Origin of the sequence: Photorhabdus sp. S10-54 (assembly GCF_963878145.1) — a bacterium.
In the GTDB taxonomy this organism is placed as follows: Bacteria; Pseudomonadota; Gammaproteobacteria; order Enterobacterales; family Enterobacteriaceae; genus Photorhabdus; species Photorhabdus kayaii.
Map to the genome: position 1 here is coordinate 11,620 of NZ_CAWNXG010000019.1, position 16,868 is coordinate 28,487.

The 16,868-nt window shown below is 41.2% G+C and carries 14 protein-coding genes; 12 read left to right on the forward strand and 2 right to left on the reverse strand.

The window, feature by feature from the left end; genetic code table 11:
- Window positions 1–357 precede the first annotated feature (357 nt).
- The 8 genes from tig to AACQ83_RS12255 all read left to right on the forward strand — a co-directional run bounded on the left by tig (window position 358) and on the right by AACQ83_RS12255 (window position 10,300).
- Window positions 358–1,662 (forward strand): trigger factor, encoded by a 1,305-nt coding sequence (gene tig, locus AACQ83_RS12220; protein ID WP_112877930.1) that lies wholly within the window; start codon window positions 358–360, stop codon window positions 1,660–1,662.
- Between the two features lie 272 nt (window positions 1,663–1,934).
- Window positions 1,935–2,558: an ATP-dependent Clp endopeptidase proteolytic subunit ClpP gene (gene clpP, locus AACQ83_RS12225; RefSeq protein WP_058588443.1), complete on the forward strand. Its 624-nt coding sequence runs from the start codon at window positions 1,935–1,937 to the stop codon at window positions 2,556–2,558.
- Window positions 2,559–2,695: 137 nt separating this feature from the next.
- Window positions 2,696–3,967, forward strand: a complete 1,272-nt coding sequence (gene clpX / locus AACQ83_RS12230) for an ATP-dependent protease ATP-binding subunit ClpX (RefSeq protein ID WP_112877931.1) — start codon at window positions 2,696–2,698, stop codon at window positions 3,965–3,967.
- A gap of 208 nt (window positions 3,968–4,175) precedes the next feature.
- Complete coding sequence (gene lon / locus AACQ83_RS12235) at window positions 4,176–6,530, forward strand: endopeptidase La (RefSeq protein WP_112877932.1); 2,355 nt, start codon at window positions 4,176–4,178, stop codon at window positions 6,528–6,530.
- 228 nt (window positions 6,531–6,758) lie between these two features.
- Window positions 6,759–7,034, forward strand: a complete 276-nt coding sequence (hupB, locus tag AACQ83_RS12240) for a nucleoid-associated protein HU-beta (protein ID WP_112877933.1) — start codon at window positions 6,759–6,761, stop codon at window positions 7,032–7,034.
- A 303-nt stretch (window positions 7,035–7,337) separates the two neighbouring features.
- Window positions 7,338–9,209 carry a peptidylprolyl isomerase gene (gene ppiD / locus AACQ83_RS12245; protein WP_112877934.1) on the forward strand — a complete coding sequence of 624 codons (1,872 nt, stop codon included), beginning with the start codon at window positions 7,338–7,340 and terminating at the stop codon, window positions 9,207–9,209.
- 152 nt (window positions 9,210–9,361) lie between these two features.
- On the forward strand, window positions 9,362–9,736 hold the full coding sequence (locus AACQ83_RS12250) for a ComEA family DNA-binding protein (protein ID WP_112877935.1): 375 nt from the start codon (window positions 9,362–9,364) through the stop codon (window positions 9,734–9,736).
- Window positions 9,737–9,892: 156 nt separating this feature from the next.
- Entirely contained in the window at window positions 9,893–10,300 is a 408-nt protein-coding gene (locus tag AACQ83_RS12255) for an acyl-CoA thioesterase (RefSeq protein WP_112877936.1), read from the forward strand.
- Window positions 10,301–10,328: 28 nt separating this feature from the next.
- Here the strand turns inward: AACQ83_RS12255 and queC are convergent, their stop codons facing one another.
- Window positions 10,329–11,027 (reverse strand): 7-cyano-7-deazaguanine synthase QueC, encoded by a 699-nt coding sequence (gene queC, locus AACQ83_RS12260; protein WP_112877937.1) that lies wholly within the window; start codon window positions 11,025–11,027, stop codon window positions 10,329–10,331.
- Between the two features lie 32 nt (window positions 11,028–11,059).
- Window positions 11,060–12,112, reverse strand: coding sequence for a PLP-dependent cysteine synthase family protein (locus AACQ83_RS12265; RefSeq protein ID WP_112877938.1), 1,053 nt, complete (start codon window positions 12,110–12,112; stop codon window positions 11,060–11,062).
- 127 nt (window positions 12,113–12,239) lie between these two features.
- Between AACQ83_RS12265 and AACQ83_RS12270 the strand changes: the two genes are divergently transcribed.
- The 4 genes from AACQ83_RS12270 to glnK all read left to right on the forward strand — a co-directional run bounded on the left by AACQ83_RS12270 (window position 12,240) and on the right by glnK (window position 16,850).
- On the forward strand, window positions 12,240–12,701 hold the full coding sequence (locus AACQ83_RS12270; protein WP_112877939.1) for an Lrp/AsnC family transcriptional regulator: 462 nt from the start codon (window positions 12,240–12,242) through the stop codon (window positions 12,699–12,701).
- 86 nt (window positions 12,702–12,787) lie between these two features.
- Window positions 12,788–14,557: a SmdA family multidrug ABC transporter permease/ATP-binding protein gene (locus AACQ83_RS12275; RefSeq protein WP_112877940.1), complete on the forward strand. Its 1,770-nt coding sequence runs from the start codon at window positions 12,788–12,790 to the stop codon at window positions 14,555–14,557.
- On the forward strand, window positions 14,550–16,334 hold the full coding sequence (locus AACQ83_RS12280) for a SmdB family multidrug efflux ABC transporter permease/ATP-binding protein (protein WP_112877941.1): 1,785 nt from the start codon (window positions 14,550–14,552) through the stop codon (window positions 16,332–16,334). Before AACQ83_RS12275 ends, AACQ83_RS12280 begins: the two co-directional genes overlap by 8 nt.
- Window positions 16,335–16,511: 177 nt before the next feature.
- The gene (gene glnK / locus AACQ83_RS12285; RefSeq protein ID WP_049582557.1) at window positions 16,512–16,850 is read left to right on the forward strand and encodes a P-II family nitrogen regulator; all 339 of its coding nucleotides are present in this window, start codon (window positions 16,512–16,514) and stop codon (window positions 16,848–16,850) included.
- Window positions 16,851–16,868: the final 18 nt, after the last annotated feature.

The following is a 16,868-nucleotide window of genomic DNA, read 5'->3' on the forward strand; positions in this document are numbered from 1 at the left end:
CGTTATCTATGCTCCCGGGGATTTGCTCCCTTGCCGTCGCGATCCATCTTGAAATCCATAGGGTATATATATGATACATTTTGGATGCAAATTTAGCCGTTGAATAGTCGTTATCCTGTGAAGTTGATGAATAGTTCGGGCTTTTTTCAGCAATTCTCGACTCACACCCTCTGCATCGCTATAATGTCGCGTCTAATTTTTAGAATGGTTTCGGGACGCTTCTGACATCAGGGATTCTCGGTTTTTAAATGCGACCGCCCCGGTTCGTAGAGAGTGTTGCGATTGGTACATAAAATATGTGCTGGTTGTATGGTCTCTGGAGTTGACCGAGCACTATGATTTTTTTGAGGTAAAAAGATGCAAGTTTCTGTTGAAACCACTCAAGGCCTTGGGCGTCGTGTGACAATCACCGTTCCTGCTGCCGATGTTGAGAAAGCAGTTAGTAGTGAGTTGGTCAATGTAGCAAAAAAAGTTCGTATCGATGGTTTCCGTAAAGGCAAAGTGCCTATGAACGTTGTTAAACAACGTTACGGTGCTTCTGTCATTCAGGATGTTCTGAGTGATCTGATGCAACGTAACTTTATTAATGCAATCATCGAACAAAAAATTAATCCAGCAGGTGCGCCAAGTTATGCACCAGAACAATTCAAAAATGGTGAAGATTTTACTTACTCTGTAGAGTTTGAAGTTTATCCAGAAATTGAATTGAAAGATCTGGAATCTATTGAAGTTGAAAAGCCCGTTGTTGAAGTAAAAGACGAAGATGTTGATGCAATGCTGGAAACATTGCGTAAGCAGCAGGTTAATTGGAAAGAAACTGAAGAAGCTGTTAGTGCAGAAGATCGTGTGACTGTTGACTTCAATGGTTCTATCGATGGTGAAGAGTTTGAAGGCGGTAAGGCTTCTGATTTTGTTCTGGCTATGGGGCAGGGTCGTATGATCCCAGGTTTTGAAGAGGGTATCATTAGCCATAAAGCTGGGGAAGAATTTACCATTGATGTGAATTTCCCAGAAGATTATCACGCTGAAAATCTGAAAGGTAAAGCTGCTAAGTTTGCAATCACGTTGAAAAAAGTGGAACAGCGTGAGCTGCCAGAGTTTAATGAAGAATTCATCAAACGTTTCGGTATTGCTGATGGCACTGTTGATGGTCTGCGTGCAGAAGTACGTAAAAATATGGAACGTGAACTGAAAAATGCAGTTCGTAACCGTATTAAATCTCAGGTTATCGAGGGATTAGTTAAAGTTAACGAAATCGAAGTTCCTGCTGCTGTTGTTGATAGCGAAATTGATGTTCTGCGCCGTCAATCTGCTCAGCGTTTCGGCGGCAATGAAAAACAAGCTTTGGAACTGCCTCGTGAACTGTTTGAAGAACAGGCTAAGCGTCGCGTTGTTGTTGGTTTGTTATTAGGCGAAGTTATCAGTAGTAATGAATTGAAAGCTGATGAAGAACGTGTTAAAGCATTAATTGAGGAAATGGCTTCTGCCTATGAAGCTCCTCAAGAAGTGATCGAATTCTATGGTAAAAACCAAGAATTGATGAATAATGTTCGTAATGTTGCTTTAGAAGAACAAGCTGTTGAAGTTCTTCTGGGTAAAGCAAAAGTTTCTGAAAAAGAAACAACTTTCAATGAGTTAATGAATCAGAATCAAATGGCATAAGCTTTATTTTTGTCATGAGATAATGAATTTATCATCTCAGTGGAATGAACCCGCAGATTAACCTGCGGGTTTTTTTATAAATAAGAGGCAAGATTTTTCTTGAAAAAAGTGGGTTTACCCTCAGATCCTTTTTAATATTATGTATATGATTGCAAAATTTTTCAGGGGGGATTCCCCCTTGATTGGCTAACTTTGAATCATGGTCATCATCGCTTATCTCAAGTAGAATTGGTTATGAATGGCACCAACATGAATTCTATTAGGAGACGAAAATGTCATATAGCGACAAGCGGGATCAATATGCGCCTCACATGGCTTTGGTGCCGATGGTAGTTGAACAGACTGCTCGTGGAGAACGTTCATACGATATCTATTCTCGCTTATTAAAAGAGCGTATTATTTTCCTGACCGGTCAGGTTGAAGATCACATGGCAAATCTGGTTGCAGCTCAGATGTTGTTTCTTGAAGCAGAGAATCCGGAAAAAGATATTTTCTTATATATCAATTCACCAGGTGGTGTGATTACTGCGGGAATGTCCATCTATGATACGATGCAGTTTATTAAACCGGATGTCAGTACTATTTGTATGGGGCAGGCATGTTCAATGGGAGCATTCTTGTTGACTGCTGGGGCAAAGGGAAAACGTATCTGTTTGCCAAATTCCCGGGTTATGATTCATCAGCCATTAGGCGGTTTCCAGGGGCAAGCTACAGATATTGAAATTCACGCTCAGGAAATACTGAAAGTGAAATCGCGTATGAATGAGTTGATGGCAAAACATACGGGAAGACCTATTGAAGAGATCGCGAAAGATACAGAACGTGATCGTTTCTTGTCAGCAGACGAAGCCGTAGAATATGGATTGGTTGATAAGATTTTCACCCATCGCGATTAATTTATTATTCCCAGAAGCTATAATATAAACATTCGGCTTACCACTTGGTAAGGCTATGACGTTCGGGGTAATAGCAGAAGTTTCCTGCTTTGCCAGACGAATCTGGGTGAGCAGTTGATAAAGTGAGGTTGTGACTGATGACAGATAAGCGCAAAGACGGTTCAGGAAAGCTGCTGTATTGCTCTTTCTGCGGGAAAAGCCAACATGAAGTGAGAAAATTGATTGCTGGCCCGTCAGTGTATATCTGCGATGAATGTGTGGATTTATGTAACGACATCATTCGCGAAGAAATTAAAGAGCTTGTACCACATCGTGAGCGTAATGCATTACCAACGCCTCATGAAATTCGTCAGCATTTGGATGATTATGTAATTGGTCAGGAAACGGCGAAAAAAGTGTTGGCGGTTGCTGTTTATAACCATTACAAGCGGTTACGTAATGGCGATACCAGTAACGGTGTTGAATTAGGTAAAAGTAATATCCTGCTGATTGGGCCGACAGGGAGTGGTAAAACACTATTGGCTGAAACATTGGCCCGTTATCTTGATGTTCCTTTTACTATGGCAGATGCGACTACGCTGACTGAAGCGGGATATGTGGGAGAAGACGTAGAAAACATTATTCAGAAATTACTGCAAAAATGTGACTACGATGTGCAAAAAGCTCAGCGCGGTATTGTTTACATTGATGAAATTGACAAGATTTCACGTAAATCTGATAACCCGTCAATTACTCGGGATGTTTCAGGTGAGGGCGTACAGCAAGCGCTGCTGAAACTGATTGAAGGTACAATTGCGGCGGTTCCTCCTCAGGGGGGGCGTAAACATCCACAACAGGAGTTTTTGCAGGTAGATACCTCTAAGATCTTGTTTATTTGTGGCGGTGCGTTTGCAGGTCTGGATAAAGTGATTGGTCAGCGTCTAAATACCAGTACAGGTATTGGGTTTGGTGCGAAAGTCAAAGGTGAGTCAGAAAAAGCGACTGAAGGCGAATTGCTTGCACAGGCTGAGCCAGAAGATCTCATCAAATTTGGTCTTATCCCTGAATTTATTGGGCGGTTACCTGTTGTTGCCACGCTCAGTGAATTGAGTGAGGATGCGTTGATCCAGATTTTGAAAGAGCCTAAGAATGCGTTGACCAAGCAGTATCAAGCACTGTTTAACCTTGAAGGTGTTGATCTGGAATTCAGAAGTGAAGCCCTGACAGCTATTGCTAAGAAAGCAATGGTTCGTAAGACTGGTGCCCGCGGCCTGCGTTCTATCGTTGAAGGCGCATTGTTGGACACTATGTATGATCTGCCATCAATGGAAAACGTTGGGAAAGTTGTTGTAGATGAATCGGTTGTCAATGGTCAATCTGCGCCTTTACTGATTTACAGCAAACCGGATGCCCAGGTTTCTGGTGAATAATTGAGTCTAGGATAGGGAATTCACTAAACGAGATATTATTGAATAAAATGAGGGGACTACCCTCATTTTATTTTTATTAAAGTATCATACTATTGAATGTCAAATTCCTGTCCCCATATATTTTATATTCTATGGAGTGAAACTCGTGAGAACCGCGTTTCACGAGATTCCCTAAAAACTGGCGAAAGCTAAACGAAGAGAGAGCTCTATGAATCTTGAGCGTTCCGAACGCATAGAAATCCCTGTATTGCCTCTGCGCGATGTGGTGGTTTACCCGCATATGGTGATCCCATTGTTTGTAGGGCGTGAGAAGTCTATTCACTGCCTAGAAGTAGCAATGGATCATGACAAACAAATCATGTTGGTTGCGCAAAAAGAAGCTTCGACTGATGAGCCAGGGGTTAATGACCTTTTCTCCGTTGGTACAGTAGCTTCTATTTTACAAATGTTAAAATTGCCTGACGGCACCGTAAAAGTGCTTGTTGAAGGGTTGAAACGTGCCCGCATTACAACTCTGACTGACAATGGCGAACATTTTTCTGCTCATGCTGAGTATCTTGACTCACCGATCGTTGATGAACGTGAGCAGGAAGTTATGATCAGGACAGCTATTAATCAGTTTGAAGGCTACATTAAGCTAAATAAGAAAATCCCGCCAGAGGTTTTGACTTCGCTACACAGTGTTGAAGATGCAGCTAAATTAGCTGATACAATTGCTGCGCATATGCCATTGAAGCTCAGTGATAAACAGACTGTTTTGGAAATGTCTGATGTCGTTGAGCGTCTTGAATATCTGATGGCAATGATGGAATCAGAAATTGATTTGTTACAGGTAGAAAAGCGCATCCGTAACCGCGTGAAAAAACAAATGGAAAAAAGCCAGCGCGAGTACTACCTGAATGAGCAGATGAAAGCGATTCAAAAAGAACTGGGTGAAATGGATGATGCGCCTGATGAGTATGAAACCCTGAAGCGCAAAATTGAAGCGGCAAAAATGCCCAAAGAAGCTCGTGAAAAAGCCGAAGCTGAATTGCAAAAACTGAAAATGATGTCTCCTATGTCGGCGGAAGCGACGGTTGTCCGTAGCTACATCGATTGGATGGTGCAGGTTCCGTGGGTTGCTCGCAGTAAAGTTAAAAAAGATTTAGTTAAAGCTCAGGAAACTCTGGATACCGACCATTATGGTTTAGAGCGTGTGAAAGAGCGTATCCTTGAGTATCTAGCAGTACAAAGCCGAATTAGCAAAATTAAAGGACCGATTTTATGTCTGGTTGGTCCTCCTGGGGTGGGTAAAACCTCTTTAGGTCAGTCTATTGCACGAGCGACCGGGCGGAAATATGTGCGTATGGCATTGGGTGGGGTCCGTGATGAAGCGGAAATTCGTGGTCATCGCCGTACCTATATTGGCTCTATGCCGGGCAAATTGATTCAAAAAATGTCCAAAGTTGGAGTGAAAAATCCCCTATTCCTACTGGACGAGATTGATAAGATGTCGTCCGATATGCGTGGTGATCCAGCTTCTGCCTTATTGGAAGTTTTGGACCCAGAACAGAACGTGGCATTTAACGATCATTATCTGGAAGTCGATTACGATCTGTCAGATGTCATGTTTGTTGCAACATCCAATTCTATGAATATTCCAGCACCATTGTTGGATCGCATGGAGATTATTCGTCTTTCCGGTTATACCGAAGATGAAAAGTTAAATATTGCCAAGCGTCATTTGCTGCCTAAGCAGATTGAACGTAATGCTCTGAAAAGAAATGAATTAATTATTGATGACAGTGCTATTATTGGCATTATCCGTTATTATACTCGTGAAGCCGGAGTGCGTAGTTTAGAGAGAGAAATTTCTAAGTTGTGCCGTAAGACGGTGAAGACATTGTTAATGGATAAAAATTTAAAACATATTGAAATCAATGCAGATAACTTGAAAGATTATTTGGGTGTTCAACGTGTGGATTATGGCCGTGCAGATACAGAAAACCGTATTGGTCAGGTCACAGGGCTTGCATGGACTGAGGTTGGTGGTGATTTACTGACCATTGAAACCGCGTGTGTTCCAGGGAAAGGTAAACTAACCTATACCGGCTCACTCGGTGAGGTTATGCAGGAATCCATTCAGGCAGCATTAACAGTTGTTCGTGCTCGTGCTGATAAGTTGGGTATCAACTCTGATTTCTATGAGAAACGGGATATTCATGTCCATGTTCCGGAAGGTGCGACGCCAAAAGATGGCCCAAGTGCGGGTATCGCCATGTGTACAGCATTAGTCTCCTGTCTGACCGGTAATCCAGTTCGGGCGGATGTTGCTATGACGGGTGAAATCACGTTGCGTGGTTTAGTTCTGCCAATCGGTGGCTTGAAAGAGAAACTATTAGCTGCCCATCGAGGTGGAATTAAAACAGTCTTAATTCCGGAAGAGAATAAACGTGATCTGGAAGAAATTCCCCAGAACATTGTTGCAGATCTACAGATCCATCCAGTTAAACGTATTGAAGATGTTTTGTCTATTACATTGCAGAACCCTGCGTTTGGCGCAGAATTAGTGTCAGTCAAGTAATACAAAAATAGTGAACTTTTTCAATAAGTATGAATGAAATATAGGCTGGTAAGTGAATTCAGGCTTACCAGCTTTTTTATATTATTAACTTGGATAAACTGCTTAATAAATATTTTGTTGTCTTATGATTTCTTGCCAATATCGGAAAGGATTGATATAACGGCACTGCTATCGGGTTATCCGTTGGGATTCTGATGCGGTAGTAAAAACTATATGGGGATGATAAGAGTGAATAAATCACAACTGATCGACAAAATTGCTGCTGACTCTAATATTTCTAAAGTAGCTGCGGGGCGTGTAGTAGATGCATTCATTTCTTCTGTAACGGGTGCATTGAAGGATGGTGATGATGTTGCTCTGGTGGGATTCGGTACTTTTGCTGTTCGTGAACGTTCTGCACGTACAGGCCGTAACCCTCAAACAGGAAAAGAGCTCAAAATTGCTGCGGCTAAAGTACCTGCTTTCCGTCCAGGTAAAGGTTTGAAAGACGCTGTTAATGGGTGACACAAACCAAATATTGTTTATCAGTTCTTGTTATATACCCAATGGATTTCAAGATGGATCGCGACGGCAAGGGAGCGAATCCCCGGGAGCATAGATAACGATGTGACCGGGGTGAGTGAGTGCAGCCAACAAAGAGGCAACTTGAAAGATGACGGGTATATTGGCAAACAATAGACTGACGAGATAGGTTTGGTAAGTTAAAATAGAAGCGCATCAATTAATTGGTGCGCTTTTTTTCTCTTAGCGCTTGAATTAGCGTAATATGGTATTTTCAATTTCACCAAAGCGGAGTTTTGCCTCTTTATGATGGACAACCTACGCACGGCGGCAAACAGTCCTGTGCTTAAAATCGTGCTGGCTCTCATTATCCTGTCTTTTGTTTTGACGGGAGTTGGGGGCTACCTGACAAGTGGAGCTGGTAGTTATGCTGCCGAAGTGAATGGTCAGACTATCAGTCGTGTTGAATTGGAGAGGGTGTTTCAGCAAGAGAGAGACACCTTGAAAGATCAATTGGGAGATAAATTCTCTGTGTTGGCAAGTGACGAACAAAGCATGAAGCAGATTCGTAATCAGGCTTTGGAGCGTCTAATTAATAATGTATTAATTGAACAATATTCCCGTGAATTAGGTTTATCTGCCAGTGATGAGCAAGTTAAGGATTTTATCCGAAATACTTCTTACTTTCAGATAAATGGTAAATTTGATAACAACAAATATCTGGAGTTGCTCAACCGTTCCAATATGAGTCCGGATCTTTTTGCTGAACAAACACGTCAGAATTTAGTTAATCAACAATTAATTATGGCTTTTTCTGGTAGTGAAATAGCTTTGCCGAGTGAAGTGAAACTCAATGCTGAATTGTTTTTGCAACAGAGAACCGCCCGTTTGGCTACACTGGAGCTGAAGAAAATTCAGGCGCAGCAGGAAGTAACAGATAAAGATTTGCAAGATTACTATAATCTGAATAAGAGCAGCTTTATTGCTCCTGAGGAAGTGAAAGTCAGCTATATCAAAATGGATGCTGTAGATGAAATGAATAAGGTTTCCGCTACGTCTGCTGATATTGATGCTTACTATGAGCACAACTTAAAACGCTATACACAACCAGAGCAGAAAAAGTACAGTTTAATTCAGCTTGCAACTGAAGCTGAGGCTAAAACAGTAGTTGATGAGCTAAATAAAGGTGCTGATTTTGGTAAATTGGCGGCTGAAAAGTCCACCGATAAATTTTCAGCGAAAAATCACGGTGATATCGGCTGGATGGAAGAAGATGCTCTTCCTGAAGAGTTGAGACAAGCTAATTTAAAAGAGAAAGGCCAAATTTCTTCTTTGGTTAAGGTTCTTAATGGCTTCGCTATTTTCCATTTGGATGAGATTAAACCTCAAATAATTAAACCCTTATCTGAAGTTCGCTCTGAAATTGAAAAAACGGTTAAGCAGGAAAAAGCAGTAGATGCTTTCTATGCTCTGCAACAGAAAGTCAGTGATGCTGCTACCAGCGATAATGAATCTTTAGCTGCTGCTGAGGAAATTTCAGGTATTAAGGTTGTGACGACTGATTGGTTTGATCGTAATCATGTGCCGGTAGAGATTAACTTTAGTTCTGTTATTCATGCCATTTTTGAAGGCAATCTTGTTGATGGGCAGGGGCCAACAGGAACTAACTCTGATGTTATCTCCGTTGAAGGTGATCGTGCATTTGTTCTGCGTGTAGACAATTATAAACCAGAAACAGTACAACCCTTCGAAAAAGTTAAAGAACAGGTTACTGAACTGGTTAAACGTCAGAAAGCTGAAAAACAACTTCAAGTCGAAAGCGATAAGTTACTGGCCGCCTTAAAGGAAGGTAAAGGTGAGCAAGCCTTGAAAAATGCAGGTATTCAGTTTGGTGAATCCCAGGTTATTCAGCGTACATCTCAAGATAATATGTTAGTTAATGCAGTGTTCGCGTTACCACAGCCAAAAGAAGGTCAGGCAGAATATGGTTTGACGAAAAATAGTTTGGATGACGTTGTGCTGATTCAACTGGATAAAGTGACTCCAGGTGTTGTATCGGAGGAACAAATTAAAAGCATGACGGGTGTTTACCAGAGTGAAATGGGTAACGCTATGCTGGAATCTTTGCTGATAAGTCTGCGTGAAAAAGCCAAAATTAAGTTAGGTCATATCGAATAAAAATTTGCGGAGAGTATCGCAAATATCTTTGTAATTATCTTGTCAATAAAGGCCGCTTTCGCGGCCTTTCGCATATCTGATCTTCGTCCATTGTGCTCAAATTTATCTGTGGCAATCTTTTTCTCGCTAATAAAACATGGAGGAATTCATATATGAAAAAATCGGGAATTTTATCTGTTCTGGTTGCTGGCTTGCTTTATGCGTGTGGCGGACAATTTGCGATTGCCGCCGAACAAGTAAAAGACAAAGTAGCTAAAACAGTCAGTACTACTAGCCATTCTTCATCAGAAAAGCAGCTACAGCAGCAGGAAGCTTTGAAAGTAGAGGAAAAAGGAAAGGTGAATATTAATACTGCAAGTGCAGAAGAGTTAGCAAAAGCACTGAATGGTATTGGAGTAAAAAAAGCACAGGGGATTGTTGAATATCGGGAAAAACATGGTGCATTTACTACGGTGGAACAATTACAAGAGGTTCAGGGAATAGGGCCAGTTTTCGTTGAACGAAACAGAAATAAGTTAAGCTACTAGTATATATTTCCCTCATCCTTATTCATGATTTATTTTGTGAATGAGGATGTTGTGATCAAGGTTGCAAATAAATCACTTTAATTAGTATGAATTTTTTGTTTTGCTATTGTGAAATCAGCTTGATCAGACGAGTGACATTAACATTAAGGCAATATTATGAGTTCAGTTATAAAAGTTCATGGTTATCATATAGATTTATTTCAACATGTGAACAATGCTCGCTACTTGGAATTTCTAGAAAGTGCTCGATGGGAGTGGCTGCATAAACACTCTGTAGTGGAATGGATACAGAAAAACAATGTTGGGTTTGCAGTGGTTAATATTAATATTAATTATCGCAGTTCAGCGGTTCTTGGTGATGAATTAGAGGTGGATTGCCGGTTGACGGAGCTGAGAAACAGGAGTGGCGTATTTTCTCAAGAAATTATACGCAAGAGGAATAATCAACTCATTGCAGATGCTAAAACTACGTTTGTCTGGATTGATAGGAAAACACAAAGAGCTTTGTCTATTGAAGGTGAATTACGTGAAATAATGGGAGTTTTGGTGCAAACAGGACAATGAGAGGAAAAAGCTCTCATTGCCATTTGGATTAAACTAAATGTGTTTTTGCTTTCATTTCAGTCATAATTTTCTCAGGCGCATTGAGATATTGTTCTAATCCGTTAGCTCTGAGATGACAAGCTGCACATGTACCACACCCATTACCTTGAATACCGTTGTAGCAAGTCAATGTCTGACTACGAATAAAGTCTAAATGCTGGTAGTAGTCGGACAATGCCCAAGTTTCAGCTTTGTTGAGCCACATCAATGGCGTCTCAAAGCGGATATTACGGGCAATGCCAAGGCTTACTGCTTTATTCAGTGCCTTGACAAATTCATCACGGCAATCAGGGTAGCCGGAAAAATCAGTTTCGCATACGCCGGTAATGACTGCTTCGGCTTCAACTTGGTAAGCATATATAGCAGCCAGCGTCAGGAATAAGATATTACGGCCAGGGACAAATGTACTGGGTATGGCACTTTTTTCACTTTCATTGTAATCGGGAACAGGAATATTATCACGAGTCAGACTGCTGAGAGCCAATTCGTTAAGTAATGTGACATCCAGTACTTTATGTGCGACAGCACCAAGAGAATGACTGATATTACGTGCAACATCAATTTCGGCACGATGGCGTTGACCATAATCAAAAGTGACACAATGTACTTCATCATATTGATTAATTGCCTGAATCAGGCAGGTAGTGGAATCTTGCCCCCCACTGAATACAACAACAGCTCGTCTCATTGTAACATCCTCATTGGAATAAAATGGTTATGTTACTTATAACTACAGAAATTGGGTAGTTGTTTGAGATAAGGTGAGATATCGCCGATGTTATTTTTTACCCAATCTGGATTGTAATAAGTATCGAGATAACGTTCACCACTGTCGCACAGTAAAGTTACTATTGCACCTTGTTCTCCACGCTCATGCATTTGGTTAGCAAGCAGAAGAGCTCCCCAGACATTAGTCCCCGTAGATGCGCCAACTTTTCTGCCTAGTAATTTTTCCAACCAGTAAATTGTTGCAATGCTGGCGCAATCGGGTATTTGGATCATGTCATCAATGACTGAGGGAATAAAAGAAGGCTCTGCTCTAGGGCGGCCAATACCCTCAATCTTGCTGCTATAATTGCCACGAATATCACAGCAATTTTGACGGTAATAGTCATAAAATATAGAGTTTTCTGGATCGACAACAATCAGTTTAGTGTTATGCCCTTGGTAACGGATATAGCGTCCTAAAGTTGCAGAAGTTCCCCCAGTACCAGCGCTCATAACAATATAATCTGGCTCAGGAAATGGTTCCATTTGCATCTGGCGAAAAATACTTTCAGCAATATTGTTGTTACCTCGCCAGTCTGTTGCTCGTTCGGCGTAGGTAAATTGATCCATATAATGACCATTTAGTTCTTTCGCTAGTCGTTCTGACTCGTCATATATTTGTGCTGAATGGTTAACAAAATGGCATTTACCCCCATAAAATTCAATTTCCTGAATTTTACGTTTCGCAGTGTATGAGGGCATAACAGCAATAAAAGGTAGCCCAAGCAGGCGGGCAAAATAGGCTTCGGATACAGCAGAGCTACCCGATGAGGATTCAATAACCGGGGTACCTTCCTTTATCCAACCATTACTAAGTGCGTAAAGGAATAAAGAACGAGCAAGCCTATGTTTCAGACTGCCGGTTGGATGGGTGCTTTCATCTTTTAGATATAAATGGATGCCTGGAAAAACTGGCAAATTAAGGCGGATAAGATGAGTGTCAGAGCTGCGTTGATGGTCTGCTTGAATCTCTCTGATTGCCTTGGTGGTCCAACTGTGTGACATTAATTATTAACTCTATAATTTAAAAGTAATTGGCAGCGGGTAGATTAACTTGATACTGGGAGAAATAGATTGTTATTTTTCTTAATATATGGTTTCTTTGTAGGAAAATTTTCTATAAGAGGTAGCTATGTTGGATAAAACAGACCGCAAGTTGCTTAAGTTACTACAGAAAGATTGTAGCCTGTCTCTGAATGCATTGGCGGAAGCTGTTAATCTTACCTCTACTCCTTGTTGGAAACGGTTAAAACGACTTGAAGATGAAGGCTATATCGTTGGCAAAGTTGCTTTGCTTGATAGCGAAAAATTAGGATTAGGGCTGACAGTGATTGTTATGATCAGAACTCAGCAGCATAGCAGTGGTTGGTATGAGCAATTTGTTGCATTTATAAAGCAAATGCCAGAAGTCTTGGCTTTTTATCGTATGGCTGGTGAGTGTGATTATTTAATGCACGTAGAAGTTGTGGATATGAAAAGTTATGATCTTTTCTACAAGCGTATGGTTAATGGTATTCCCGGGTTGATTGATGTGACATCGAGTTTTGCAATGGAAAAAATCAAATACACTACAGCATTACCGATACCAGATTAACCAATTATTAATTCATTGCGTTAGATCAATTATTCTGAGTGTCGTTCAACATTTTTACTATCTATTTCATTTCGGGATATACACGTGTGAGATTGTTTTCTCAATTAAGTTGGTATTTCTGTAGCGAGTGGCGTCGCTATCTTGGGGCAGTGACTCTGCTTATTATTATTTCTATTCTACTACTCATTCCTCCCTATCTGGTGGGTGTAATCGTTGATGGGATCAGCACTGCGTCTATGTCGTTTTACCAATTGATGGTGTGGGCGGGTGTTATACTGGTTATCGCATTGATTGTCTATATCTTGCGTTATATATGGCGTTTATGGTTGTTTGGGGCGTCATATCAATTAGCAGTGAAATTGCGGAATAATTTTTACCAGCAACTTAGCCGACAAAGCCCTGAATTTTATTTGCGTCACCGCACGGGAGATTTAATGGCTCGTGCGACTAATGATGTGGATCGGGTAGTATTTGCGGCCGGTGAAGGCGTGCTTACGTTAGTTGATTCACTAGTTATGGGTTGTGCAGTGCTGATTATGATGAGTATACAAATTAGTTGGCAATTAACTTTACTGTCTCTGTTACCTATGCCGATCATGGCAATCATTATTAAACGATATGGTGATCAACTTCATCGACGCTTTAAATCTGCACAAGGGGCATTTTCTGCTCTTAATAACCAGGCTCAGGAGAGTCTGACCAGTATTCGTATGATTAAGGCGTTCGGCCTTGAAGATTTGCAATCAAATCAGTTTGAACAAGTTGCAGTGGAAGCCGGTCGTAAGAATATGTATGTTGCCAGGGTGGATGCTCGATTTGATCCGACAATTTTTATTGCCATCGGTATGTCAAACTTACTAGCTATCGGTGGTGGTAGTTGGATGGTGTTGAATGGTGTTTTAACACTTGGTGAGCTTACCAGTTTTGTGATGTACCTTGGCTTAATGATTTGGCCAATGTTAGCGCTGGCATGGATGTTTAATATCGTTGAACGGGGAAGTGCCGCTTATAGTCGTATCCGTAGTTTGTTACAAGAGCCCCCGGTCATTGAGGATGGTATTGGTCATTTATTGCCTGAACGCGGTATTCTGGATGTGAATATCAAAGCGTTTAATTATCCGCAAAGTAATAAAACTGTTCTCAGTCAAATTAATTTCCAGTTATTACCTGGACAGTTATTAGGGATCTGTGGCCCAACTGGTTCAGGTAAGAGCACACTACTTGCGCTGATACAGAGACAATTTGATGTGACTGATGGAGAAATTCTTTTCCAGTCGCTCAAAATTGCGGATATTAAGTTAGATGAATGGCGGGCACGATTTGCTGTTGTCAATCAAACCCCCTTTTTATTTTCAGATACTGTTGCCAGTAATATCGCTTTGGGACGTACTGATGCAACACAGGAACAGATTGAAGAAGTTGCCCGCCTTGCCAATGTTCATGAAGATATTCTTCGTTTGCCTGAGGGGTATCAGACAGAAGTCGGCGAGCGAGGGGTAATGCTTTCTGGTGGGCAGAAGCAGCGTATTTCCATTGCAAGAGCATTACTTTTAGATGCAGAGATTTTGATTCTGGATGATGCTTTATCTGCGGTTGATGGGCAAACTGAACACAATATTTTACAAAACCTCAGTCAGTGGAGGCAACAACGGACGGTTATTATTAGTGCTCACCGCCTGTCTGCATTAACTGATGCTGATAATATTCTGGTGATGCAGCAAGGTTCTGTTATACATCAGGGACGGCATCAGCAACTGGCGGAGCAGCCAGGATGGTATCGTGATATGTATTATTATCAGCAACTTGAAGCAGCATTGGATGATGAGGAAACAGTAGAGGGAGATAAAGATGACTAAAGTTAGTCAATTGTGGCCGTCTCTGAAACGTCTGCTAGTTTATGGCAAGAATTATCGTAAGCCGTTGGGGCTAGCTGTACTCATGTTATGGGGGGCTGCAATTGCGGAAGTCAGTGGTCCAGTTCTCATTAGTTACTTTATCGATAATATGGTTGCAACGGGTAATATGCCTGCCAGGGTGGTTATCGGGTTGGCGGTAACTTTTATTATTCTGCAACTGATTACGGCTGTATTACATTATTTTCAGGCTTTATTGTTCAATCAAGTGTCAGTTGATGTGGTTCAGCAGCTTCGTACTGATGTGATGAATGCAGCATTGCGTCAGCCTCTGAGTGCTTTTGATAATCAACCGGTAGGGCAGTTGATTTCCCGTGTAACGAATGATACTGAAGTCATTAAAGATCTTTATGTCAATGTAGTTCCTACGGTATTTCGCAGCATGGCATTGATTGGTGCGATGCTGATTGCTATGTTTATATTGGAATGGCGCATGGCATTGATTGCAATTCTTATTTTTCCTGTCGTATTGATTGTTATGGCGATATATCAGCATTTTAGTACACCAATTGTCCGTCGGGTACGTAGTTATTTGGCTGATATTAATGATGAGTTTAACGAAGTCATTAATGGAATGAGTGTTGTTCAGCAGTTCCGGCAGCAGGCGCGTTTTGGTGAACGTATGTTATCAACCAGTCGGGCTCATTATCAGGCGAGAATGCAAGCGTTGAGATTAGATGGGCTTTTGTTACGCCCATTACTGAGTTTGCTATCTGCTATGGTATTGTGCGGTCTTATCGTGTTGTTTGGAATTAGTGGGCCAGGGGTGATTGGTGTCGGGGTATTGTATGCTTTTATTAATTATTTGGGGCGGTTGAATGAACCACTGATTGAATTGACATCTCAGCAATCGATTCTGCAACAAGCTGTCGTTTCTGGTGAAAGAATATTTGAGTTAATGGATAGCCCTCAACAAGGTTATGGCATGGATAGTCAGCCACTGTCCAGTGGTCGAATTGATATAGAAAATGTCAGTTTTTCCTACAGGCATGGAAAAATAATTTTGCAAGATATTAATTTACAGGTTCCGGCTCATGGTTTTGTTGCTTTGGTTGGTCATACTGGCAGTGGTAAAAGTACGCTGGCAAATTTGCTGATGGGGTATTACCCGTGGCAGAAAGGGGAAATTTATCTTGATAGTCGGCCTGTATCATCTCTGTCTCATTCGGTATTACGCAATGGTGTGGCAATAGTTCAGCAGGACCCGGTTGTTCTTGTGGGCTCTTTCTTTGACAATATTACGCTTGGTCGGAATATTTCAGAAGAGAAGGTTTGGCAAGTACTGGAAACTGTTCAATTAGCTGGGTTAGTACGTACATTGCCTGATGGACTTCATACTATCTTGGGAGAGCAGGGTAATACGTTGGCAGCCGGTCAAAAACAATTGCTTGCTATGGCGAGAGTGTTAGTGCAAACGCCACAAATTTTGATCCTTGATGAAGCGACTGCAAATATTGATTCTGGTACGGAACAGGCGGTACAACAGGCTTTGAGATTGATTCGTCAACAAACAACATTGATCGTGATTGCTCATCGTTTGTCTACTATTGTGGAGGCTGATACTATTTTGGTGCTGCATCGTGGTGCAGTTGTTGAACAGGGATGCCATCAACAATTATTTGTGAGTCGTGGACGTTACTATCAGATGTATCAGTTGCAACAAGTAGGTGAGACATTAAATGAATGTGGCACAATCGCTGAGAAAGAGGTGCTAATTTAATCAAGCTTGCACTGATTCGGTGCACTCACGGGAGAGTATATTCGCTGCTCTCCTCCCTTCTTAATTCTCCATAATTTTTACTCTCTTTATTATTTGATTTTTATATGTTTTTAATTTCTGGCACGCCCTTTGCTATTTCCTTATTGAAAACATAATAGCCGGATGGAAGGGGGATGTATGAAGCTCATTACGACAATTATAAAACCATTCAAATTGGAGGATATTCGGGAAGTTCTCTCTGGTCTTGGTGTTCAGGGGTTGACCATAACAGAGGTAAAAGGATTTGGGCGTCAGAAAGGACATGCGGAGCTTTATCGTGGAGCGGAATATAGTGTCAATTTTTTACCTAAAATAAAGATAGATATTGCTGTAGCAGATGAATTGGTTGAGGAGGTAATTCATGCTATTCAGCAATCAGCTTTCACTGGAAAAGTTGGCGACGGTAAAATCTTTGTCATCGAATTGCAACAGGCTATTCGTATTAGAACAGGAGAAACTAACGATGCGGCACTGTAACTCACTGATAGAGAAGAT